A 23,974-nucleotide genomic window follows, 5' to 3' on the forward strand; every position below is an offset into this window, starting at 1 on the left:
CTCATGACCGACAGTTTCCCACCAGATGCACCGCCGAAACTCGATCCCGAGCAGCTGCAGTTGCGGGCTTCTCCTCGCCGCGCGGTGCGGTTCAGACGCGGCGTGATCGTCGCCATCGCTGCACTTGGATCTGGCGCAATTCTGGGCGTCACGATGATAGCGCTTCAGGGGACGGCGTTGCGCATCAGAGAGCAGGCGGAAGACCTCTACAACACCGAACGTAAGCCAACCGCGGAGGGACTTGAAACGCTTCCCAAGGACTATTCCGTAATGAAGCCGAAGCCTGCCGTGCTTGGGCCACCTCTGCCCGGCGATCTCGGCCGCCCCATTCTTGAACGCCAGCGACAGCTTGGCATTGCCCCGGGGCAGGAGGCCTCCGCCGAGGAGGACCGGCTTGCCCAGCAGGCGATCGAGGCACGTGAGTCGCAAGTCATGTTCCGGATCGAGAACCGGCCCAGGGAAACGAAGGTCGCCGACAATGCGCAGGGAGCGCGGCCGCCGTTTGAAGCACCACTTGCACAACCCGACGCGGGAGACGCCAAGGCTTCCGTTGCACCGGCTGAGGGTGATCAGAACAATCAGCAGCGCAAGCTCGACTTCGTCCAGCAGAGCACAAATGGGATCTATAATCCGCACGCGCTGCAGACTCCGGCTTCGCCCCACCAGCTGATGGCCGGCAGCGTGATCGCCGCAAGCCTCATCACCGGCATCAATTCCGACCTGCCTGGCCTCGTGGTTGCACAGGTCACCGAGAATGTGGAGGACACAGTCACCGGCAGCACCTTGCTCATCCCGCAGGGCTCGCGGCTCATCGGCACCTATGACAGTGTCGTCGCTTTTGGACAGAAGCGCGCGTTGCTAGTCTGGCAGCGCATCGTGATGCCCGACGGGTCGTCGATTGAAATCGACAATCTGCCAGCGACAGATACTGCCGGCTATGCAGGGCTGGAGGACCAGGTGGATTTCCACACCTGGCAGCTGATCAAGGGAGTTGCTCTAGCCACGCTGTTGGGCGTCGGCACCGAGTTGAGCTTTGGAGAAAGCGAAAGCGACCTCGTCAAGGCGATCCGGGAATCCACTCAACAGAACGTCAGTCAAGCTGGCCAGCGCATCACCGAAAAAAACCTCAATATTCAACCCACCATTATTGTCCGTCCTGGTTGGCCGCTGCGCGTCATCGTGCACAAGGACCTCGTGCTACGACCATACACAAATTGAATAGGAGCCGCTCATGGCGAACTTGAAGTTAGGAAAGCTTCCGGACCGGACGCCTTCCAAGATCACCATCACCGTCAGCGCGGGCCTCAGCCAAGCACTGAAGGACTACGCGGCGCTTTACCGACAGACCTATAATGAGTCTGAGACAGTAGCTGAGCTCATCCCATTCATGCTGGTCGGGTTCTTGGAAGGCGATCGCGCGTTTGCCCGGGCCAGAAAGGAAAGCTTGCCTGCCGCCGGCATGTCAGAGAAATTGCGACGCGTGTCAGGTTCAGGTTCCGAGTTATCGAAGGCTGAGTAGCGGAGCCGCAATGGGGTGCGTCGCTGACATTCAGTGAAAGAATCGCCAAACGAACAATCCAAGGTCCTGAGCGGATACAAACCGGAGCCCTGCCTGCGGGTTCCGGCGGGCCTCCTCTGCCATGCGACCCCCATTGGGAATACACGCGTCGTCAAAGGATCATAAAGTGGCGCCCTATGTCTCGCCAAGCCTGGCAGCTAATTCCGGTCTCATTGGTGGTCCGTCGTTTTTGCCTCGCCGGAAGTCTGGACTCGTCAAAGAGTCAAAGCCCTGATTTCGGTCAGCCTCCGCACGGACAAACTGCCGCAAGGATTTCTCTGCCATCGCTTGCTATCCTGCCGAACTTGGGATCGATGGCGCGAGCGTAATGACAGTACAGCAGGACATTCACAGTTCCGGCATTCCCGTTCTTTGCCTGTCTTGCGCCGCACGGCATCGCGGGATCTGTGGTGCGCTCGATCGAAACCATTTGGTTTGGCTCGCCAAGACTTCGTCGCGGCACAAAATCGAGCCGGGGGTCGAACTGATCGCCGACGCCGCGGCTGTTGACAGCTATTCAAACATGCTTTCAGGCGTTGTGAAGCTGACGAAGTGCCTTTCGGACGGCCGCCAGCAGATTGTCGGTCTTCGGTTCGCACCGGATTTTCTGGGCCGGCCCTTCAAGGTGAAAAGCACGATCAATGTGGAAGCGGCAACCTCCGTCTCGCTGTGCTCGTTTCCGAAGGCGGCCGTTGAACGGATAATGAAGGAATCACCGGAACTCCAGCTTCGCTTGCTCAAGCAGACGCTGAACGAACTCGACGAGGCACTTGAATGGATGGTGACTCTCGGGCGCAAGACCGCACCCGAGAAGGTGGCGAGCTTTCTCCTCATGATCGCCCAGAATATGGATTCCAGTATCGACCCGGCGGCTAGGTCCTCATGCTTCGATCTGCCCCTGACACGTGCCGACATCTCTGATTTCCTTGGACTGACGAACGAGACCGTGAGCCGCCAGCTTACGCGGTTGCGGGCTGACGGCGTGATCCGGATCAAGAACAACCGCCATGTAACGGTGGACAGCATGATCCGGCTGGAGCAGCGCTGCGGCGGCCGAGGCTCGCGGCAACCGGCCTTTGAGACCTAAGCGCCTGCGTCGCTTATTGCGATCCGCGGCAGGACGTGCTCGCGTTCGAAAGCGATGTGTCGCCGCAAGCCTTCGAAGAAGCCTCGTAGCATGAACCCGACAGCTTCCGGGCTCTCTATCGGATTACCATGACCTATCGCTAGGAGCGTTTCGGCCACCGCGCTAGCGAAGCATTGATCCTCAAGGTGCTCGACGCGCAACCGGCTGGTAGAGGCAAGTTTGCCCTCGGCCGGCGTCAACTGCGCCTCATACGCAGGGAAGACCACCGTCTCCTCAAACCCATGAATGTCACGGAGCAGCGGAACGATTTTCTTGGCCGTTCCAAGACATTTGAGGCGGTCGACGTTCGGCAGTGCATCGGCAATGCTTTCCAGTGAGTCGCAGAGATTCAGCTTTTCCCGATGGGCACGCTTCATGACCTCGCCCGGAATCGCCTCTGTGCCGGCCCGACGCGAGGAAGCTGCACTTGTCCGTGAGTGGGGTCGCCCGTGCTGCGTTTCCTCGTTCAAATCGCCACCTTCTGATTCACCGAACTCGATGCTGCCCGAAGCAAAATCGTGCGGCTCTGACATAGATCAGGGCAAGCAGGCGGCAACTAGGGAATTAATGCACCGCGGTTTAGCGTCGCGCATTGGAATCCTGGTCGGGGACATGTCATGAAATTTGGCACGGAGATCGTCCTTCTAAGCCTGTTTGCCTTTGGCGCCCTCGTAGCTGCCGGCCTGGGGGTGGATGAACCTTTTCGCCAGCACATGTGGGTTTTGTTCTTCGCCGTGGCTGGCTTCACTGCGATCCTGCTGCGCAATACGGATTTCAAGCCCGCGGCGCCGATCGACCCATCCGCCTATGTGGATGGTCCAATCCGCTACGGCGCCATCGCGACGGTGTTCTGGGGCGTCGTCGGCATGCTCGTCGGCGTGCTCATCGCGCTGGAGCTTGCGTACCCTCAGCTTAATATCGGCCCTTGGTTCAATTTCGGCCGTTTGCGCCCGCTGCACACATCGGGAGTCGTCTTCGCCTTCGGCGGCAACGCACTGCTTTGCACATCGCTCTATGTTGTCCAGCGCACCTGCCGCGCCCGGCTGTTTGGCGGCAATCTGGCCTGGTTCGTCTTCTGGGGTTACCAGCTGTTTATCGTCATGGCCGCGACCGGCTACCTGCTCGGCATCACCGAGGGCCGCGAATATGCCGAACCCGAATGGTACGTGGACCTCTTGCTGACCATCGTCTGGGTTGCCTATCTCATCGTGTTCCTCGGCACCATCCTGAAGCGCAAGGAACCGCATATCTACGTCGCCAACTGGTTCTATCTATCCTTCATCGTGACCATCGCGATGCTGCATGTGGTCAACAACCTGTCGATGCCGGCCTCTTTCCTCGGCTCGAAGAGCTACTCCGCCTTCTCCGGCGTCCAGGACGCCTTGACGCAATGGTGGTATGGCCACAATGCGGTCGGCTTCTTGCTGACGGCCGGCTTCCTTGGCATGATGTATTATTTCGTGCCCAAGCAGGCGAGCCGCCCGGTCTATTCCTACCGGCTGTCGATCATCCACTTCTGGGCGATCATTTTTCTCTACATCTGGGCCGGCCCGCACCACCTGCATTACACCGCCTTACCCGACTGGGCGCAGACGCTCGGGATGGTGTTCTCGATCATGCTGTGGATGCCGTCATGGGGCGGCATGATCAACGGCCTGATGACCCTGTCGGGCGCCTGGGACAAGCTGCGCACTGATCCGATCATCCGCATGATGGTGATGGCAGTCGCCTTCTACGGCATGTCGACCTTCGAGGGTCCGATTATGTCTATTAAGACGGTCAATTCGCTGTCGCACTACACGGATTGGACCATCGGGCACGTCCATTCCGGCGCGCTCGGTTGGGTCGGCATGATCTCGTTCGGCGCGATCTACTACATGGTGCCGAAACTGTGGAACCGTGACCGACTCTATTCGCTGCGGCTCGTCACCTGGCACTTCTGGCTGGCGACGCTGGGGATCGTCGTCTACGCCGCGGTGATGTGGGTGTCCGGCATCATGCAAGGCCTGATGTGGCGCGAATACGACGAGCAGGGGTTCCTCGTCTACTCCTTCGCCGAAACCGTCGCGGCCATGCATCCCTACTACGTCATGCGTGCCATCGGCGGTGCCATGTACCTCTCCGGTGCCATGATCATGGCCTGGAACATCACCATGACCATCCTCGGATACCAGCGCGAAGAGCAACCAATGCCGGGTTCCGAGCCCGCCCTTCGGCCGGCCGAATAGGGAGCCAGACAATGGGCTTGACAGACAAACACGCGATCATCGAGAAGAACGCCACGCTGCTTCTCGTTGGCTCTCTTCTTGTCGTCACCGTCGGCGGCATCGTCGAAATTGCACCGCTGTTCTATCTCGACAACACGATCGAGAAGGTCGAGGGCATGCGTCCCTACTCGCCGCTCGAACTTGCCGGACGCAACATCTATGTGCGCGAGGGGTGCTACCTCTGCCACAGCCAGATGATCAGGCCTTTCCGGGACGAGGTCGAACGCTACGGCCACTACAGCCTGGCGGCTGAGTCCATGTACGACCACCCCTTCCAGTGGGGCTCGAAGCGCACCGGCCCTGACCTTGCACGAGTCGGCAACCGCTATTCCAACGAATGGCACGTTCAGCACCTTGTGGATCCACGTTCGGTGGTGCCGGAATCTATCATGCCTCGCTATGCCTTCCTGAAGGACGCTCCGATCGAGGTGAAACACTTCTCGACACATCTGGTTGCGAACGCGGGTGTTGGCGTCCCGTACTCCGATGACATGATCGCGCACGCCAATGCCGATCTAATGGCCCAGGCCGACCCGAATGCCGATAGCTCCGGCCTCGAGAAACGCTATCCGAAAGCCAAGGTCGGCGATCTGGACGGCAATCCGCAGCAGGTGACCGAGATGGATGCCCTCGTCGCCTATCTGCAAATGCTGGGAACACTGGTCGATTTCAAGACCTATGACGATGCAGCCGGCTACCGCTGAGGGGGACGCAATGAGCTATGATTTGATGCGGGAATCCGCGGACAGCTGGGGTCTGCTTGCTATGGCGCTCTTCTTCGTCGGCAGCATTGCCTTTGCCTTGCGTCCCGGCGGCAAAACACAGGCCGAGCAAGCCGCCCAGATTCCACTCAAGGGCGACCGAACATGAGCGACGAGCACATCGACGAAGTCTCGGGCATCTCAACGACCGGTCATGAATGGGACGGGATAAGGGAGCTCAACAACCCATTGCCCCGATGGTGGGTGATAACCTTCTACATCACCGTCGGTTGGGCGGTGGCTTATACAATCGCGTATCCCGCTTGGCCCATGCTGTCTTCCGCAACCAAGGGTGTGCTTGGATATTCCAGCCGCAACGATGCCAAGAATGAGCTGGCGGCGGCGGAAGCGGCGAAAGGCAAATACGCCGCGGCGGTGGACTCGAAAAGCGTCTCTGAAATTGCGTCGGACTACGCCTTGCGCGAATTCGCGGTCGCGGCCGGCGGCGCCGCATTCAAGGTCAACTGCACGCAGTGCCATGGCTCCGGCGCCCAAGGGTCGAAAGGTTTTCCAAACCTGAACGACGATGACTGGCTGTGGGGCGGCACGACCGAGCAGATCCAGCAAACGATCGCGCACGGCATCCGCTTCGCGTCAGATCCGGACACGGGCCTGTCGGAAATGCCGGCCTTCGGCGACATCATCACCGCCGATCAGATCGCACAGGTGAGCGCCTATGTTGCCAGCCTTTCCGGCAAGGTCCGCGATGCAAGTCTGATTCAACCCGGCGCCAAGATTTTCGCAGAAAACTGCGTCGCCTGTCACGGCGACAATGCGAAAGGCAACAGGGAACTCGGCGCACCCGACCTGACCGACGCGATCTGGCTCTACGGATCGGGCGAGACAGCCGTCGCCGTCCAGGTCCGTGCGCCGAAGCACGGCGTCATGCCGGCCTGGATCGGGCGTCTCGGCGAGACCACGGTTAAGGAAATTGCGGTTTATGTGCATTCGCTTGGCGGCGGAGAATAGGAACGGAAGCCTATTCTCAGCCCTCCCCCGCCAAGCGACGAGGCCCGGCTTTGCCGGGCCTCGACACCATTCCGGCATGCGGCGAGTTGTACCCTGCTGCAAGGCGACGCGGTCCCATTCGGCGAAGCGGGCTCGCTGCAAGAGCGGACGTCTGTCGACGCGGACAAGTCCGCCGCACAACGATGCATAAGCCGTGGGCAAGTGGAGATACAGGTGCCGGATAAAACGCAGATGGAGCGGCTCGAGGCAAAAGTGGTTAACTCCGCCAAGACACGACAGCCGCTCTATGCACCGCGCAAGAAAATCTTCCCCAAGCGCGCCTCGGGTAGCTTCCGCCGCTTCAAGTGGCTCGTGATGGCGATCACGCTGGGCATCTACTATCTGACTCCCTGGCTGCGCTGGGATCGAGGACCGTTTGCTCCTGATCAGGCCGTGCTGATCGATCTTGCCAACCGCCGCTTCTATTTCTTCTTCATCGAGATATGGCCGCAGGAATTCTACTATGTCGCCGGCCTTTTGATGATGGCCGGAACCGGCCTCTTCCTGATCACGTCCACCGTCGGCCGCGCCTGGTGCGGCTATATCTGCCCGCAGACGGTATGGGTCGATCTTTTCGTGGTGGTGGAGCGAGCCATCGAAGGCGATCGCAATGCCCGCATAAAGCTCGACGCCGGCCCATGGACGGTGCGTAAACTGGTACTGCGCGTATCGAAGCACGCCATCTGGCTGGTCATAGCGGCAGCCACCGGCGGCGCCTGGATCCTCTATTTCGCCGACGCGCCAACGCTGATCAGCGAGGTATTCACCGGCACCACCGCTCCGGTCGCCTACGTCACCATCGCGGTGCTGACGGCGACCACCTACACGTTCGGCGGGCTGATGCGCGAGCAAGTCTGCACCTACATGTGCCCGTGGCCGCGCATCCAGGCTGCCATGCTCGACGAGAATTCGCTCACAGTCACCTACAATGACTGGCGCGGCGAACCTCGTTCGAGGCACGCCAAGAAGGCCCACGCGGTCGGGCAGCGGCTCGGCGACTGCGTCGATTGCAATGCCTGTGTCGCGGTGTGCCCCATGGGGATCGACATTCGCGACGGCCAGCAGCTCGAATGCATCACCTGCGCGCTGTGTATCGACACCTGCGACGGCGTCATGGACAAGCTCGGCAAGGAGCGTGGGCTGATCTCCTACGCAACGCTCTTTGACTACAATGCCAACATGATGCTGGCGACAGCAGGCGGCTCCAGTTCGATCAATCCGTCGCTGGTCAGGACTGCTGTCGGCACCTTCTGCGATCAGGTGGCGTATTTTCACATTCGCAAGATCTTTCGGCCGCGCACCTACGTGTACATAGGCCTGTGGTCGATGATCGGGCTGGGCCTGCTCTATTCGCTGCTGACGCGCGATAGGCTCGAACTGAACGTCCTGCATGACCGCAATCCACAGTTCGTGACGCTGTCCGACGGTTCGATCCGCAATGGCTATACCGTCAAACTGCTCAACATGATCCCCGAGCCAAGGACAATCATTGTCGCGTTGCAGGGCTTGCAGGGAGCCGAAATGAGCGTCGTCGGCAGTGATCTGCCGGCAGATCGCTTCTCCAGCATCGCGGTCGAACCCGACCGGCTGAAGATACTGAATATTTTCGTGCGCCAGCCAGCGGGTGAGGTGCGACATGTTGCACAAACCTTCAAGTTCCGGGTCGAGGATAAGGCGAACTTCGAATCGGACGAATACACGGCCACCTTCAACGCACCGGAGATCGCCAGATGAGCACCCATACGCGAAATACGCGTGAGTTCACCGGCAGGCATATGCTGCTCACCATTCTCGGCTTTTTCGGCGTGGTTGTCGCCGTCAACCTGACCATGGCGGCACTCGCTAGCAAAAGCTGGACCGGGCTTGTCGTCGAGAACACCTATGTGGCCAGTCAGCTATTCAACAAAAAGGCCGAGGAAGGGCGCGCGCAGGCGGCACTCGGCTGGACCGGCAACCTGACGATCGCTCGGAGTGAGGTCCGCTACAGCTTAAGCGATGCCACCGGCAAGCAGGTTCCCGTGCATGGCGTGAAGATACTGTTTCGTCATCCCGCTTATGAGGCCAAGGACAAGTCCGTCACTCTTGCCTTTGCTTCGGCTCAGGAGTTTGCAGGACAGGATGTGCCTGAGGATGGCGTCTGGATCGTCGAAGTCGATGCCGACGTCGGACTCGCGGAGCCCTATCGCGACGTTCGCCGGATCATGATTTCGCAAGGAGCGCTGCAATGAGCTGCTGTGCACCCGGCGCGGAACTGCCGATGGATCTGACCGGTACCACATCGGTCCTGCCGTCTGGCCAGGAGATCAGATTGGCGAGCCACTTGGTTGGCGATGATCTTCGCCAGATCGACCTTTCAGTTCCGACAGTTCATTGCGCAGCCTGCATCCAGACGATCGAGAAGGCATTGGGAAAGCTCGATCGCGTCGAGAGCGCCCGCGTCAACCTGTCGACGAAACGGGTCTCGGTCAGATGGCGTGGTTACGACGTGCCACCGTTCGTCCTCGCGCTTGGGCGGCTAGGCTACCAGGTGCATCTGTTCGACCCCGAGGTCGGCGACAAGAACAAGACATTATCCGAACTGATCCGCGCGGTCGCGGTTGCTGGTTTTGCGGCGGGCAACATCATGCTGTTTTCGGTCTCGGTCTGGTCCGGCGCCGAAGGCGCGACCCGCGACTTGTTCCACTGGGTCTCTGCGCTGATCGCCCTCCCAGCGCTTGCCTTCGCCGGCGGCATTTTCTTCCGCTCGGCCTGGAACGCGCTGCGCCACGGCCGCATGAATATGGACGTGCCGATCGCGGTCGGGGTGTCGCTGGCCTACGCCATGAGTCTCTATGAGACGATCAATCATGGCGATCACGCCTATTTCGACGCGTCGGTATCGCTGCTATTCTTCCTGTTAATTGGGCGTACGCTCGATCATGTCATGCGCGAGCGGGCCCGGACCGCCGTAAACGGTCTGTCGCAGCTGGCGGCGCGTGGTGCCATGGTGCTGCGCGGCGAGGGCGCGCGCGACTACCTGCCGGTTGTCGAGATCGAACCGGGAATGCAGCTGCTCATCGCAGCGGGCGAAAGGATTCCTGTCGACGGACAGATCATTCGGGGATCATCTGATCTCGACTGCTCCCTGGTCTCCGGCGAAAGCACGCCCAGAAACGTGGCGCCAGGCGTCCTCGTGCAGGCTGGGGTACTCAACCTTACCGGCTCGCTCACGATTGAGGCGACAGCCGCCGCGAAGGACTCGTTCCTGGCGGAAATGGTTCGGTTGATGGAGGCGGCGGAGGGCGGCCGCTCGCCCTATCGCCGCATCGCCGATCGTGTCTCCGCCCTCTATGCTCCGGTGGTCCATCTCACGGCCTTAATAACATTCATCGGTTGGATGGTTGCGGTCGGCGACTGGCACCTGGCAATGACGACTGCAATTGCCGTTCTCATCATCACGTGTCCATGTGCGCTCGGCCTCGCCGTGCCGATCGTGCAGGTGGTCGCGGCGCGGCGTCTGTTCGAAAGCGGCATCATGGTCAAGGACGGTTCGGCCATGGAGCGCCTGGCGGCGATGGATACGGCGGTGTTCGACAAGACCGGAACGCTCACGCTCGGACAGCCCCGGCTCGTCAATGCGTCGTCGATCGATCCGGCCGTGCTGGCGATCGCCGCCGATATGGCCGCGCATTCGCGTCATCCGTTTTCAAAGGCCATAGCCGGTTTTGCCGCTGCTGGGGGGCAGCACAAGTTCGATGCCGTCACAGAGCATCCGGGGTTTGGAATTGAAGCCACTGTCGCCGGAAGTATCTGGCGGCTGGGCCGGCGCCGATGGGCTAGATGTAAGGCCCGAACCTATGGCGAAAGCGGGCATGGCGGAACAGTTCTGACGAAAGACGGGGGCATTGTCGCATCCTTCGTTTTCGAGGATGCCTTGCGCCCCGATGCCGGGGCTGCCTTGGCGCAGTTGAACGATGCCGGGGTTTCGGTCGAAATGCTGTCGGGCGATACCGCAGACGCCTGTGGCGATGTCGCAAGAATATTGGGCATCGACAGTTTTGTTTCGGCGCTGCTGCCGTCCGGGAAGGCTGAGCGGATCGAAGTGCTGACAAAGGCCGGCCACAAGGTCCTGATGGTGGGCGACGGGCTCAACGACAGCCCAGCGCTGGGCGCGGCGCACGTCTCGATCGCTCCAGCCACCGCCGCCCATGTGGGCCGCAACGCCGCCGATTTCGTGTTCCTGCGTGAAAGCCTTTCGGCGGTACCCCTTGCGCTGGGCGTCTCGCGAAAGGCAGGGCGGCTGATCCGCCAGAACATAGCCATCGCGATCATCTACAACGCCGTTGCCGTTCCGATCGCTATCCTCGGCCACGTCACGCCGGTAATCGCGGCGGTCGCGATGTCCGCCTCATCGCTGCTGGTAATCGGAAACGCGCTGAGGCTGCAGGGCTTTATGCTCGCCGAGCTGACAAGGGCTTCTTCGGCAAGGCGTTCCGGCATTCGCTCATCAGCGCGGGCGTCATGACGACACTCGTCTACCTCATACCAGTCGCCCTATTTTTGGGCGCACTGGGGCTGTCTGGCTTTCTATGGGCGTTGAGAAGTGGCCAATATGAGGATCTTGATGGAGCCGTTCAGCGCATCCTCATCGACCAGGACGACAAGCCCGGACGCTGAGCAACCGCCGCTGAAGCCTGCGCCGGCGGAACACCGACGGAGCACTGTGAAGGAGATCGCGCCATAGGCCATGGCCTAATGCACTGTCAGCCGCCTGGGCAAGGAAGGGCGAACAGAATGAAGTCAGTCATTGGTGTCCGCCGTGAAAGTGCCGCCGTGTGTAGCCTTGCGAATGGGCGATCGGGCTTGGCTCCGCGGCAGAGAAGGGGCGGCATCGCTGCCGCCCCTCGAGATTGTTGCAGGTGCGTGGACCTTAGAAATCCATACCGCCCATACCACCCATGCCGCCGGGCATGCCGCCCGGCATACCGCCGGCAGCTTCCTTCTTCGGAGCTTCGGCGATCATGGCTTCGGTGGTGACGAGCAGGCCGGCGACCGAGGCTGCGTCCTGGAGAGCGGTGCGGACGACCTTGACCGGGTCGACGATGCCCATGGCGATCATGTCGCCATATTCGCCGGTCTGGGCGTTGAAGCCGAAGGTCGCGCCTTTGTTTTCGAGGATCTTGCCGGCCACGATCGAGGCTTCCGCACCAGCATTGGCCGCGATCTGGCGAGCCGGAGACTGCAGCGCGCGACGAACGATGGCGATGCCGGCGGTCTGGTCGGAGTTGACGCCGCCGACAGTGATGGCCAGCGAAGCACGCAGCAGGGCGACGCCGCCGCCGGGAACGATGCCTTCTTCCACGGCCGCGCGGGTCGCGTTCAGCGCGTCGTCAACGCGGTCCTTCTTTTCCTTGACTTCCACTTCGGTCGCACCGCCGACGCGGATCACCGCAACGCCGCCGGCGAGCTTCGCCAGACGTTCCTGCAGCTTCTCCTTGTCATAGTCCGAGGTGGTCTCCTCGATCTGCTGCTTGATCTGGGCAACGCGGCCCTGGATCTCGGCCTTCTTGCCGGCGCCGTCGACGATGGTGGTGTTCTCCTTGGAGATCGACACCTTCTTGGCGCGGCCGAGCATGTTCAAGCCGACATTCTCGAGCTTGATGCCGAGGTCTTCCGAGATGACCTGGCCACCGGTCAGGATGGCGATGTCTTCCAGCATGGCCTTGCGGCGGTCACCGAAGCCCGGAGCCTTGACGGCGGCGATCTTCAGGCCACCGCGCAGCTTGTTGACGACCAGCGTGGCCAGGGCCTCGCCTTCGACGTCTTCCGAGATGATGAGCAGCGGCTTCGAGGTCTGAACGACGGCTTCCAGGACCGGCAGCATGGCCTGCAGGTTGGAGAGCTTCTTCTCGTGCAGCAGGATGTAGGCGTCTTCCAGATCGGCGACCATCTTGTCGGCGTTGGTGACGAAGTAGGGCGAGAGATAGCCGCGGTCGAACTGCATGCCTTCGACAACTTCCAGCTCGGTCTCGGCGGTCTTGGCTTCCTCGACGGTGATGACGCCTTCGTTGCCGACCTTCTGCATCGCTTCCGCGATCATCTTGCCGACCGACTCGTCGCCATTGCCGGCGATGGTGCCGACCTGAGCGACTTCTTCCGAAGTCTTGATCTTCTTGGCGGCCTTGCCGAGAGCGGCGACGACTTCGCTGACGGCGAGGTCGATGCCGCGCTTGAGGTCCATCGGGTTCATGCCGGCGGCAACGGCCTTGTTGCCTTCCTGTACGATCGCCTGGGCGAGAACGGTCGCGGTGGTCGTGCCGTCGCCGGCGATGTCGTTGGTCTTCGAAGCGACTTCGCGGACCATCTGGGCGCCCATGTTCTCGAACTTGTCCTCAAGCTCGATCTCCTTGGCGACGGTGACGCCGTCCTTGGTGATGCGCGGGGCGCCGAACGACTTGTCGATGACGACATTGCGGCCCTTAGGGCCGAGGGTCACCTTCACCGCGTCGGCGAGGATGTTGACACCGCGCAGCATGCGCTCACGGGCGTCGCGGGAGAATTTTACGTCTTTTGCAGCCATGGTTAGCTCCTGACAAGGGCTCGGGAAGAGCCCGAAAACTCAATTGATGGAGAGGCCGATGATCAGCCGATGATGCCCATGATGTCGGATTCCTTCATGATCAGAAGGTCCTCGCCATTGAGCTTGACTTCAGTGCCCGACCACTTGCCGAACAGGATGCGGTCGCCGGCCTTGACGTCCAGCGGCACGAGCTTGCCGCTTTCGTCGCGGGCGCCGGAGCCGACGGCGATGATCTCGCCTTCCTGCGGCTTCTCCTTCGCCGTATCCGGGATGATGATCCCGCCGGCGGTCTTGGATTCGGATTCGACCCGGCGAACGACCACGCGGTCATGAAGCGGGCGGAAATTCGACTTTGCCATTTTGGATATCCCTGTGCGGAGGTTGAAAGGTCTCCGTTGCCGGAGCCCGTTAGCACTCGCCAGCGGGGAGTGCCAACGTGGCGGTGAGATAGGCTGTAGGTTCGTCCTGGTCAAGACGGATGAGCGGACAGCCGAAGAGCAAAAAGTTGGGAATCGACATGGAAGCCTGGCCTCCATTACGGGCGCATTCCAATGTCTGAGCGCGTTTCGGCCGTCAGCTCTGGGCTGACTTTTGTATCCTATTTAGAATGTGAAATTATGTGAAATTAACGGCCGAGCCGTCGGCGGCATCCATAAACTTGGGGTCGCAACGAGCGCTCATCGCTCGGCAGGCACTTGCAGAGCACATTGGAATGTCTTTCTGACGACGATGTTTCCCACCGGCAGCTTGCGCGGGTGCCAGCCGGACAGCTTGCGCGCCAGCTCGGGACGATCGACCCGTATGCGTGAAGAAGAAGCGAAGCCGGCCGACGCAATGCTGTTCATCGTCGGCACTGAACCCCATTATCCTGTTGCTCGATCTGGAACCGGCGGCGGTCGTCGGTGGTCGCTGTATCCGGCCACCGGCCAAGGAAGGTGGCCAGGCGTCCGATGTCGCGGAGATAGTTGCGCTGCGTCTCCTGGCTGAACCGGCGCAGCATCATGTCGTTGATCAACCGCTGGCGCAGCTGAACTATCGGTGGATTGAGAACAGGATAGGCATGGTCGGACTCCTTGTTGAAGGGCTCGTGATGCTCTGCCGCTGCCGAACCACCCTCAATGCGAGCGCGACGACCGGTTCTTGTCTACCTAGACCCCAAGCGCCCACCCGCGTAGCGGGTTCGTTCTTCGGCCCCGCAGTCTCTACCGCTTGAAAAGACTCCGTGGACATTACGACCAGCGTTAGGGCCTCATCGTGCAGTTCCGGATAGCGGCGGGATCATAGGATCGAGTTCTTCCTGTTCCATGTATTTTGCGCCAGGCTTTGAAAGATAGGAAGCTAGCTCCGAGAGCATCGATGCGCCTGCTTTTGCAACTCGGCCTGCCGCCAGCGGCGGGGGATTGCCATATTTTTCGGCTAACTCAATGGACATGAGGTGTGGGAGCAGCCTACGGCCGAATGCTTTCTCGACTGTGAGGAAAATCCAGATGCCATCAGGGTCAATGTCGGACCAGTGGTAGAATGGAACCTCCGCAGGGATGTTGCGGGCAATCGAGCCAAACGCTTTCTGGAGTCCTGCAGATGGGTAGCCGCCGCCATAGAGAACGAGGCCGCGGCGATTCCGATCAGCCTCTGTTACATGTCTAACGAAGCTTGTGTAATTCTCCACCACGAGCACGTATTCCGGTGCGCGGCTAAAAGCGATGGTATCCGTCGTATCGGCTGGGATGCCAACGAAGGGAACGTCACGTTGGCAAGCTCCAAGGGTGATCGGTCCTGAAAGGAGTAGGGGAGGAGGCGCCTTCTCCAACCCAAGCGCACCAAGTGCCTCGCGGGGCGTTGCGCCCTCTGGGATGTCAATGAACACGCCTCGAAGGACCTTCGTGACGGCAGCCTCGAGCTGTTCCAACGCTTTGCTGTCGGCAACAGTCCTTCTGGAGAAAGTGCGATAGTCCAGTCCGATATGCCGCCGTCTGTAGATCGCTTGCGCGAGGATGAGCGTACGCTCGAGCGAACGTACGTCGCCGGGGGCAATGCCTGCCCACCGCCGATTCCTGGACCAGGTATCGGCAGCTTGCTGCGCATGTTCAGCGAACGGGGCAGACAACTCGGTCCGGCGAAATAGATCCTGGAGCGTTGACGCCGAGCGTTCGCTGGAAGGAATTCGTTCGACGAAACGATAGAGGCTTGCCGCGTCTGCGATCCGCACAAATTTGATCTCGCTAGCTCGCCGCCCCTTCTCCATCCTAAGCTCGATTGCACCCGCCCGACTTGCCTCTTCCAACTTCTTGCGAAAGCTGTCGGACTCGACGATGCTCGAAAAAGCGCTGCTATCGGGATAAGCGCGTGCGCTCGCTCGACCATCTTCGTGCCTATCCAGAAGATGAGATAGGAGGGCGCTCGGATCGGTAAATTTCACTCCGCTGCCATCCTTCGCAATTCATCATCATCCATGAGTTCGGGGTTGATGCGCTGCAGTTCCTTACGGGCTTTTTCCTTCACCTGAACTACTGTCGTTTCCGACTGCCCGCTGCCAATGTTGTCCACCTCAACAATGGCATGCATATAGCCTAGCAGCGACGGTCGCCGCTCAGGTGGCGCCGCCACGATCACCTGCAGGCCTAGGCTCTCATAGAAGCTCATCATCTGCCGCTGGTTCTTGCCGTCCAGCTTGGCAAAGGCTTCATCGAAGACGGCGAGCGCCATTCCAAGTTGCGATCCCGATCTTCCTTCGGCGGTCCCATAAACGGAAGCCAGCGAGGCACCGATGGCCACATAGAGCGGGACTTGTTGCTCGGCACCGGAGCCCGTGCCGCGGCGAGTTTCCCATCGTGTCTTATGCCCGGTATCAAGGTTCTCCATATGAATCTCGAAGACGAAAAAGCTCCGATAGTCCTCAAAACTGTCGAAATCTGTATCGGGGTCCTCCAGGATGCGCTTCACCTCGTCGAGGACGGGTTTGTGCGGAGAGTCTTCGGCTATCTCACCCTTGAACAGAAGATCCAACGCATCCTCAGAAGTCACGTAAATCTCGACCGCTTTCAGGATCGGAGCATATTGAGCCACTTGCGTCCTGCTGAACGAATATCGCTCCCCGTGGAATGTGTGATTGCGGAGGCTATGGTTCAGCGAGTCGATATCTCTCTTCAGTTTGGAGATGCGTGAGTGGAGAGAGTTGACGAACTCGCCGCGAAAGATAGAGGAGACTCGCTCCGAAGCTTCAGCTGCCAGTGCTTCATGGCGCGTGAGCTCGTTCTCTTCAATATCGCGAAGCGTGGCCTCCACCCAGGGCAGTATATCCTTCAGGATGTCGCTTTCTGCTCCGACCTCCGAGCTTATGGGAGCGATGTCGAAATAGCTCCTCATGGCGGCCCGCACATTCCTGTCGGCCTCCATCATTCTATCTTTTGCCTGTTTGGAGCGATCCTCCGCGCGCTGCCCAATCCCACGATGGATCCCAGCTAGTGCTTCGTAACGGGCAGATGGATCAGTTTGGATTTGTTTACCGGCGATCCTCCCCCGGTACCTGCGGTTGGCCGGGAGCGGGGCCGTCAAGCGCCAGTTGTATTGGAACATGCGACGGGCGAGATCTCGTGAATGGCGCGACCCCTCTTGGTTGGTAAGGCCCGTGAGCGTCTTACTCGCGGTTTCAGCTTGTTTTTGGTAAGCGCCCTGCCTCTTCTGGATTGAGTTGAGCTCGGCATTTCTGGCCTGGACGTAGGCCTGCTGAACCTTCTTCTTCTCCTCAAGCTCATATAGGCGTTTCAGGTCGCCTTGATCGACCGCCTCCAGCCTGGATCGAGCCTCTCCTGCCAGCCTCTCCTGCGCTTGCGCTCTTTCAAGCAGGCGTGCAACCGTCTCGCTGTCCGCGGGCGAAGCCACGAAAGCGGCGGAGCGGTCAACCTCGGAAAGGATGCGCCTGCGCTGGGATAGGGTTTCGATTTCTCCCTGCAGCACCTCCAACCGCCTTTTCTGCTCCAGGAAAAGTTGCTCCTGCGCCGCCCTACCGATCTTGAGGCGGAAGGCTTCCTCCAGGCGGGTCCCTCGTAATAGTCCATCATCATAAAGGCCGTCAGCCATGAGGGCACGGCCGGGTTGGTTAAACTGCTCCATGGTGCGGGCCAGTCGCACATTGCCATATCTGCGCTGCAGGAAGGCGACTGCGTCTTTGTCTTCGGACCTGAAAAGCGATGGGAACCAACCTGGCTCGACCGGATCTTTGTATCGCTCGAGCTTGTTTAGGCTGACTAGGGATGCCTGGCGTAGATCCCGCCTGTTTTCTCTCAGGATCGTCGTCGCCATGTGAATATGGTCGCGATCGACGAAGATCGCTTCCCTATCTCGACCGAGAAGACCTTCAGCCGCTTGTCCCCAATTCTTGTCGGTAAGGTCTACGATGTCGCAAAGCGCTCTCGGAACCATCCCGGCCATGCGAAGGAGCCTCATCAACTCGCGGGTATGGTCGCCGAGGTGAGAATCCCGTGAACCGGAAGCGGCCGCCTGGATAGATCGAGACAGCTTGTCGAGCTCCTCATTCTTGGTATGCCAAGCGGCTTCCGCCTCGCTGCGCGCCCTGCCAATTCTCTCGGCGGTGACCGGGAGCGAAGCCACGAACGCTTGTTCGATCACTGTGGTGGCTTCCGTGTTCCCGCGCTTGACCGCCTCGGCCACCGCGGAGGCGTGAGCAGCCAATTCGCGGGAGCTTACATCACCCTTTCCGAGTGCTTCGGCCGCGGCTGCGATCCGCTGCATGTGCTTCACTCTTTCAGAGACCCGTTTGAGGCAATCTGCGGCGGAAAAGGAATGACTTTCGGCCATCTTCGTAAGATCGTCGATGCCCACCTTGGCTTTGATCGCTTCGATCTGCTTGATGATGCGGTGCACATCCTGGGTCGCTTCGGTGATCGAACTGTTCAGATCGTTGATTTCCTCGCTCTCTGCCAGAAGAGATGCCTCGGCTTCCTTGACCTCTTCTTCGAGTGCCCTCATCGCCGCGGAGGCCGCGAGGTATCTCGCCTTGCGACTGATCCAATCCTCCTCGACGTGTTCGTTGAGGAAGTTTCTAAAATCTTCCGCTCGCGCCTTGACCACTTTCAGCCGCTTTGCGCGCTCTCGCATGTTTTTGATGGTCTGGTTGACTTGTCGGTAAGTCTTCAGCGACTCTCGCAGTTCACCGATCCTCATCGGAGACTCCTCAAGGATATAGTTCCTGACGAAGTCTGTTGCGGACAGGCCCTGGTTGAGCGTCATGCCGTTCACAATCGCTTTTGCAAGCGCGGCGGCGTTTCCGGAAGTTGGCGCCGATCGTGGAACCAAGTCACGCATATATTCCCGGATGTGATCCGTGGCGCTGTCGCGATGGTTTACGAAACCGCTCCCGCATTCCCTCTCCAGTGCTTGCCTCACTTCCTCCCATTGCGCGAATTCTTGCCTTCCTTCCCGCTCACGCAGGAAATCTGTCGTCTTCAATATTTTGCCGCGAACGACGAAGCGGCCGAGTATAGTTTCCGCTGGCTGTGTCTTCCTCGCTTCCATGGCGAGACCTACTGTCAAGTCTGGCTTCACTCCATCGACGTCGCGAAAACTAATGGTCACATAGGTAAGGCAGGCTTCCCGCCGAAAATCGCCCTCTCCGCGCGCACCGAGGCAATACCCCTGTACCGTGCGCCTTGGACCGCTTCTGCGACGATTCTCACCAGCGACTGGGTTGAGGTTCATGTAGCGTCCGCTGGCGCCAGTGAGCACCACTTGGATCATGTCCAGGATTGTTGATTTGCCCGACGCGTTTTCACCTAGGAACCCGACGTGGCCGCTAACCGGAATATCTTCGACAGTGAACGAATGCCAATTCACCAGCGTGAGATGCACGAGTTCCATCATTGCAATTTTTCCTCGACGGAACCGAGCTGGCGGGGCTCATAGTCTTCCAGGGCAACCTGCTCCTCAATGCGCCTCAACGCGTCGGATCCGGAAACAAGCTTGATTATCGGCCGAACCACCACTTCCCGATCCTGAAGGACACGATCGAACTCTCCGAGCCAGATCAGGTTACGCGCAGCAAGATCCTCAAGAACGTCTTGGAACCTGGACTGCGACACAAGCATCTTTGTGCCCCTTTCGGCCATTTCCCTGTATTTCTCATAGAGGACGTTGAATGTGGTCAAGACGGTCGCGCGTTCTTCAACGTTGCCCTGGTTCGCTTCGTCCTGCCAATGAGCCGCTGCCACCAGAAGCACGATAGTCTCGTCAGCCTTCATTTTTGGCGTCGACGACATCTCCTCATCATCCAGCACGATCCCTGCCCACTGTTCGTCTTGCTCCCTGTGAACCCGGTAGCCGATGCAATCAAAGAAATCGTCGATCACTCTTCTAAATCGACTATCCATAATTACATCATAGACGGTCGCCACGCCACGATCGCCCGAATAAACGAATTGGTGACGGAGGAGGTATCGGCAAGCTTTCCGAAGATCGGCACCCTTGTCCCCGCCGTATCGGGCCTCAACCTCTTCGAACTCAGTCAGCATCCAGGCCTCCAGCCGCCGCAGCCCGCCTCCGGATGAGGAAGTTACCGCACTTTGTCCACTCGCTATCGTGCTGATGCCGCTGAGAGTCATCCACGATCTCAAACGCCGCCGCGATAGAAGGCGGAACGTCGCCCGGCTTGGTGAACCGTCGGATCACATCGAATGCAATGAATGAGTCTACGTCTTCTATCTGCAGGAAACGTGCCTCTTTCGTCACCGCCAACGGAACTTTCTCGTTCAGCCATTGCAGTAGTTGTTTCTCGTCTGGAGCGATTCGTTCCAAGTACTGCTTCTTGAGTTTCTTACGCAACGCCAGCAACGGATCCAGGACTTTGGGTGGGACCGCCATTGACTCCAGCGCCTTACGTGGTTGCCGCGGCTGCGCGAGGTGCCTTTCCGACCACGGCGTTCGCATCGGCTCGACCGGGAGGGGTACCCAAGCGAACGCAGAAACGGCAGGGCGCTGGTCCATTACCTTGTGAAGCCGGTGTACGAGAGATGCGGCTCGGCTTGAAATGCCACTGCTCCCTTGCTCCGCATATTTGACCGTGTTGCGAAGACGCTGTTCAAGCTGTCGCCGAAAGATGGCGATCCGGTCGAACATTTCGCCAATCCCATCAAAGACTTCATGAATCGATAAAAGGTCGGTTTCTGCTGTTCTAAGCCCATTCTCGTGGGTGTCGGCCATCCCGTTTTCGACGTAACCCGAAGCGATCATCTTCATGATCTCGGGATCGAGAGAGATATCGCGAGCCAGGTCAAGGATGTGGTCTTTGAATCTAAAGGGATGATTGAAAGTGTGGATGGCTTGAAAATCCTTCAGAACCAACTCTCCGATGAATTCTTGGAAGTATGCGTCTACCCTCTCGCGCATGCTACGCGATTCCATAATAGTCCGGCGGACGCGCCTCAGGTCGGAGAGAATCGCCCTGAGCGTCTTAAGAAAGGCGGTGGCGTGTTCTCGCGCCTGCACCACGGCATATGCAGCATCCACGGCCTCTTTTCCCGAAGAGGCCGGCTGGAGTTTCGCCGCCAATTCTAGACTCTGCTTCACGTTGACAACGACGCCGCCAAAACGCTGGCTCACGTCGGATTTCAGGCTGACCAGGAGCTGCATGACCAAGCTCGCGCCCATGGGCATATCTACGGTCACTCTTAGCCCGTATTCTTCCTCTTCGAGCCAACCGGTCTGGACCAATTTCTGGTAGGCAACACTTGCGACCCTCAACGCCGCCTCTGCAGCCTCATTCGCCTCGCCGGCAAATTTCAGCCGCCGGCGCCGCTTTGACACTAGATCAGGTAGGCCTTCACCAACATCTTCGCCTTCGGCAAGAAGCTCAGGCATCCGCTTGATAAGATCGTAGATTGCATGGACCACCTCCTGCGGGGTGGGGAAGGAGGCACCACGAGAGAAGAAGCGCTCGTAGGTATCTAGTAATGCCGCCTCATAGAGGAACCGGAATTTGCGTGAAAAGATCAGGAACGCGTCATCATTAAGATAACGGAAAAGTGCCATTTGTGGCGTTTATCCCCAAGGTGCCCGGTCGTTTTTATGCCATTGCTCTGTTGGTCAAACAACCCAAGAAAGGGACGGTGAAGAACAATATTTTCGGGTCTGAGGCAACATCTTTAGTTAAAGGGCCGCTAATTGTCGTCTCGAGTGAGCTGAGGAGTCAGTCGGTACCCACAGAACCCAGCGCGAACTTCGGCCACAGGAACCGAGCCTTCGGGGTGGCGCGGGCGAGACGTCCTCCGCGCCCATAATGACAGCGCCCTCAAGTCGAGACGCGATGAACGCTTGCGCCTCATATCAGTCCTCAAGCCGACTACTGGCGCATTCCAGAACCGGTCATTCGAGCGATAACGGAGGCGACTCCGTCGATTGCGATGCTCTTCAGAAAGCGCTTTGTAGGAAACTTCGAAACGATCGATATCACTTGCCATACAATTGAAATCTAACGTGTCAAAAGACGGCAAGATCTCGGATTTGCTATGTTTAAGCAACGTGTTGCTCGACTCTTAGCGAAAATCGCCACATTTTGCTACAAAACTCCTGCCCTCTATAACCCGCAGAATTCTTCCATTTTCGGAAGCGATCTTTTTCTGACTGTGGCGCGTCCTAATCGGGCGGCAGCGAAAACCGGCGTGAACTCTCCACCCACGGACCCAACGTTATTCTGCAGGCCCTGGACGTCGGTTTGAGAGGGGCTCGATTTGTACCCTTTGGGTTTATAAATGCGGAAAGATGTAAACTTGACTGTGGTTTAGAAAATGCCCATAATATAAACCATGAGTGAACAATTCTCAGGAAAGCTAAACCACCTTCAACGCGAACTTCCCGAAGGGCTGGTCGTGGATTCAGCGTGGTTGAAGGAGCGGGGCTACTCCGCCCAGCTTTGCCGAAAATACGTCACTAACGGCTGGCTGGAGCGCGTGGCTCACGGCGTCTATCGCAAGCCCGGCGGAAAACTCCTGTGGGAGCATATCGTCATATCACTGCAGACCCTGCTGATGAAACCGCTCCTTGTCGGCGGGGGCACGGCGCTGTCACTCCACGGATTTTCCCACTATCTTTGGCGGGAAGAGAAGAAGGTTCACCTCTACAGCCCCGACGAAGCGCCAACCTGGCTGAAAAAGCTCCCGCTGCAAATCAAGTTCGTTTATCACAACAGCGAGGCCCTGTTTCGCAATGAGCCTATACACTTCGGGCCTACCAGTCTGGCGTGGAACCTCAAAGACAGCAGCCATGTCAGCGACGACAATATCCACGGCGGCTCTTTCCGGGTCATGCTATGGGGCCAGTGGGAATGGCCGCTGACGCTTTCAACGCCTGAGCGCGCCGTCCTCGAAATGCTGGACGGGCTGCCCGGCCATGAGAGTTTCGACCAGGCCGACAAAATCATAGAAGGGCTCACCACCCTCAGCCCCCGGCGGCTGCAGAAGCTGCTCCTTGATTGCAAGAGCATCAAGGTCAAACGCCTGTTCTTCTTCTTCGCCGACCGCCACAATCACCCGTGGCGCAAGCACCTCAACAAAGAGGCCATCGATCTTGGAACCGGCAAGCGGATGCTCGTGCCGGGCGGTCGCCTTGACCCCACCTACCTGATCACCGTGCCGGAAGAATTATATGCCGGTCAGTGAACAGTACCGCCGCCAGGTCACCTTGCTAATCCAGACGCTCCCGGCTGTGGCCGAGGAGAAGGATTTCGCCCTCAAGGGCGGTACCGCCATCAATCTGTTCGTCCGCGATATGCCGCGCCTGTCGGTCGATATCGACCTGACCTTCCTGCCGGTTATGCTGCGGGATGAATCGATGGCCGCCATTGAGGCTGCGCTTCTGCGGGTCAAGAAACGGATTGAGGACTCAGTCGCAGGCGTGCGCGTCTTTGAAAGCCGCCAGAACGACGGCAGCCTGACCCGCCTCGTCGTTCAGGACAGGAACCGTACGCAGATCAAAATCGAAATCACTCCCGTTCTGCGCGGCTGTGTTTTCGCCCCGGAAATAAGGTCGGTGTCGGCAACCGTGGAAGATAAGTTCGGCTTCGCGGAGATTCAGGTGGTCTCGTTCGCGGACTTATATGCGGGCAAGATCATGGCGGCCCTGGACCGGCAGCACCCCCGCGACCTTTTCGATATCAGGGATTTGCTGGCCAACGAGGGGATCACCCACGACTTGCGCCAAGGGTTTATCGTCTATCTCATCAGCCATGGCCGCCCCATCGCTGAAGTCATCGCCTCCGGTCAGAAAGACATTGCGGCCTAGTATGAAAGGAACTTTGCCGGGATAACCGAGGAGCATGTACCGCTCGCCGAACTTCACGCGGCGCGGGCGCAGCTTGTTGAAATCTTGATCGGCAGTATGCCCCAGGCGCATCGTGAATTTCTGGTCGGTTTCAAGAAGGGCGAGCCTGACTGGGAAAAGCTCGGATTGGCCGGCGCTGCGGAGCTGCCGGCGGTGAGATTCAAGCAGCAGAACCTTGATAGGTTGAGCGCGGAGGCGAGGGCGGTCTTAATTGAACGTCTGGGAACAGTATTGGGAATCGGCGATAAGTAATCACGTGGTCGCACTGGTCTGCGCCGCCGTCGATGTGAAGCGAACCCAAAATGCGGGCTCGACTACGCGGACTACGGCTGGGCTGCCGGGCTGCCTGCGTTGAGCGCTTCAACG

At 59.2% G+C, this 23,974-nt stretch carries 21 protein-coding genes and 1 pseudogene; 13 read left to right on the forward strand and 9 right to left on the reverse strand.

Annotated features, from left to right (window positions below; all coding sequences use genetic code 11):
- Nucleotides 1–3: 3 nt before the first annotated feature.
- The 3 genes from CK218_RS15975 (at nt 4) to CK218_RS15985 (ending at nt 2,645) form a co-directional block, all read left to right on the forward strand.
- Complete coding sequence (locus CK218_RS15975; protein ID WP_095828287.1) at nt 4–1,218, forward strand: TrbI/VirB10 family protein; 1,215 nt, start codon at nt 4–6, stop codon at nt 1,216–1,218.
- Nucleotides 1,219–1,231: 13 nt separating this feature from the next.
- Nucleotides 1,232–1,519, forward strand: coding sequence for a DUF2274 domain-containing protein (locus CK218_RS15980; RefSeq protein ID WP_095776531.1), 288 nt, complete (start codon nt 1,232–1,234; stop codon nt 1,517–1,519).
- Nucleotides 1,520–1,886: 367 nt separating this feature from the next.
- On the forward strand, nt 1,887–2,645 hold the full coding sequence (locus CK218_RS15985) for a Crp/Fnr family transcriptional regulator (RefSeq protein WP_095825950.1): 759 nt from the start codon (nt 1,887–1,889) through the stop codon (nt 2,643–2,645).
- On the opposite strand, the gene CK218_RS15990 is transcribed toward CK218_RS15985, so the two are convergent.
- Entirely contained in the window at nt 2,642–3,061 is a 420-nt protein-coding gene (locus CK218_RS15990) for a hemerythrin domain-containing protein (protein WP_245420474.1), read from the reverse strand. The genes CK218_RS15985 and CK218_RS15990 overlap by 4 nt on opposite strands.
- A 240-nt stretch (nt 3,062–3,301) precedes the next feature.
- On the opposite strand from CK218_RS15990, the gene ccoN reads away from it, so the two are divergent.
- The 8 genes from ccoN to ccoS all read left to right on the forward strand — a co-directional run bounded on the left by ccoN (nt 3,302) and on the right by ccoS (nt 11,376).
- The gene (gene ccoN, locus CK218_RS15995; RefSeq protein ID WP_095776528.1) at nt 3,302–4,912 is read left to right on the forward strand and encodes a cytochrome-c oxidase, cbb3-type subunit I; all 1,611 of its coding nucleotides are present in this window, start codon (nt 3,302–3,304) and stop codon (nt 4,910–4,912) included.
- A gap of 11 nt (nt 4,913–4,923) precedes the next feature.
- Nucleotides 4,924–5,655, forward strand: a complete 732-nt coding sequence (gene ccoO / locus CK218_RS16000) for a cytochrome-c oxidase, cbb3-type subunit II (RefSeq protein ID WP_095776527.1) — start codon at nt 4,924–4,926, stop codon at nt 5,653–5,655.
- A gap of 10 nt (nt 5,656–5,665) precedes the next feature.
- Nucleotides 5,666–5,821 (forward strand): cbb3-type cytochrome c oxidase subunit 3, encoded by a 156-nt coding sequence (locus CK218_RS16005; RefSeq protein ID WP_095776688.1) that lies wholly within the window; start codon nt 5,666–5,668, stop codon nt 5,819–5,821.
- On the forward strand, nt 5,818–6,681 hold the full coding sequence (gene ccoP / locus CK218_RS16010; protein ID WP_095776526.1) for a cytochrome-c oxidase, cbb3-type subunit III: 864 nt from the start codon (nt 5,818–5,820) through the stop codon (nt 6,679–6,681). Before CK218_RS16005 ends, ccoP begins: the two co-directional genes overlap by 4 nt.
- Before the next feature lie 231 nt (nt 6,682–6,912).
- The gene (gene ccoG / locus CK218_RS16015; RefSeq protein ID WP_095828288.1) at nt 6,913–8,454 is read left to right on the forward strand and encodes a cytochrome c oxidase accessory protein CcoG; all 1,542 of its coding nucleotides are present in this window, start codon (nt 6,913–6,915) and stop codon (nt 8,452–8,454) included.
- Nucleotides 8,451–8,948, forward strand: coding sequence for a FixH family protein (locus tag CK218_RS16020; protein ID WP_095776525.1), 498 nt, complete (start codon nt 8,451–8,453; stop codon nt 8,946–8,948). The genes ccoG and CK218_RS16020 overlap by 4 nt, the downstream gene beginning before the upstream one ends.
- Entirely contained in the window at nt 8,945–11,224 is a 2,280-nt protein-coding gene (locus CK218_RS16025) for a cation-translocating P-type ATPase (RefSeq protein ID WP_095776524.1), read from the forward strand. Before CK218_RS16020 ends, CK218_RS16025 begins: the two co-directional genes overlap by 4 nt.
- Nucleotides 11,221–11,376, forward strand: coding sequence for a cbb3-type cytochrome oxidase assembly protein CcoS (gene ccoS / locus CK218_RS16030; protein WP_095776523.1), 156 nt, complete (start codon nt 11,221–11,223; stop codon nt 11,374–11,376). Before CK218_RS16025 ends, ccoS begins: the two co-directional genes overlap by 4 nt.
- A gap of 253 nt (nt 11,377–11,629) precedes the next feature.
- Here the strand turns inward: ccoS and groL are convergent, their stop codons facing one another.
- The 8 genes from groL to CK218_RS16065 form a co-directional block, all read right to left on the reverse strand.
- Nucleotides 11,630–13,279, reverse strand: a complete 1,650-nt coding sequence (gene groL / locus CK218_RS16035; protein WP_095828289.1) for a chaperonin GroEL — start codon at nt 13,277–13,279, stop codon at nt 11,630–11,632.
- A 62-nt stretch (nt 13,280–13,341) separates the two neighbouring features.
- Nucleotides 13,342–13,638: a co-chaperone GroES gene (gene groES / locus CK218_RS16040; RefSeq protein WP_095776521.1), complete on the reverse strand. Its 297-nt coding sequence runs from the start codon at nt 13,636–13,638 to the stop codon at nt 13,342–13,344.
- Nucleotides 13,639–13,956: 318 nt separating this feature from the next.
- Nucleotides 13,957–14,124, reverse strand: coding sequence for a hypothetical protein (locus CK218_RS31140; RefSeq protein ID WP_245435056.1), 168 nt, complete (start codon nt 14,122–14,124; stop codon nt 13,957–13,959).
- On the reverse strand, nt 14,121–14,294 hold the full coding sequence (locus CK218_RS31145) for a hypothetical protein (protein ID WP_245322453.1): 174 nt from the start codon (nt 14,292–14,294) through the stop codon (nt 14,121–14,123). Before CK218_RS31145 ends, CK218_RS31140 begins: the two co-directional genes overlap by 4 nt.
- A 234-nt stretch (nt 14,295–14,528) precedes the next feature.
- Complete coding sequence (locus CK218_RS16050) at nt 14,529–15,698, reverse strand: Wadjet anti-phage system protein JetD domain-containing protein (RefSeq protein WP_095828290.1); 1,170 nt, start codon at nt 15,696–15,698, stop codon at nt 14,529–14,531.
- Complete coding sequence (locus CK218_RS16055) at nt 15,695–19,159, reverse strand: SbcC/MukB-like Walker B domain-containing protein (RefSeq protein WP_095828291.1); 3,465 nt, start codon at nt 19,157–19,159, stop codon at nt 15,695–15,697. The genes CK218_RS16050 and CK218_RS16055 overlap by 4 nt, the downstream gene beginning before the upstream one ends.
- On the reverse strand, nt 19,156–19,806 hold the full coding sequence (locus tag CK218_RS16060; protein WP_095802963.1) for a DUF4194 domain-containing protein: 651 nt from the start codon (nt 19,804–19,806) through the stop codon (nt 19,156–19,158). Before CK218_RS16060 ends, CK218_RS16055 begins: the two co-directional genes overlap by 4 nt.
- Nucleotides 19,796–21,322 carry a Wadjet anti-phage system protein JetA family protein gene (locus CK218_RS16065; RefSeq protein ID WP_095802962.1) on the reverse strand — a complete coding sequence of 509 codons (1,527 nt, stop codon included), beginning with the start codon at nt 21,320–21,322 and terminating at the stop codon, nt 19,796–19,798. The genes CK218_RS16060 and CK218_RS16065 overlap by 11 nt, the downstream gene beginning before the upstream one ends.
- Before the next feature lie 773 nt (nt 21,323–22,095).
- Here CK218_RS16065 and CK218_RS16070 point away from each other — a divergent pair.
- Together CK218_RS16070 and CK218_RS16075 are read left to right on the forward strand one after the other, a co-directional pair.
- The gene (locus CK218_RS16070; RefSeq protein WP_095802961.1) at nt 22,096–22,947 is read left to right on the forward strand and encodes a type IV toxin-antitoxin system AbiEi family antitoxin; all 852 of its coding nucleotides are present in this window, start codon (nt 22,096–22,098) and stop codon (nt 22,945–22,947) included.
- Nucleotides 22,934–23,860, forward strand: a pseudogene (locus CK218_RS16075) (nucleotidyl transferase AbiEii/AbiGii toxin family protein). Before CK218_RS16070 ends, CK218_RS16075 begins: the two are co-directional and overlap by 14 nt.
- Nucleotides 23,861–23,974 lie beyond the last annotated feature (114 nt).

This window comes from Mesorhizobium sp. WSM3879 (genome assembly GCF_002294915.1).
Taxonomy (GTDB): Bacteria; Pseudomonadota; Alphaproteobacteria; order Rhizobiales; family Rhizobiaceae; genus Mesorhizobium.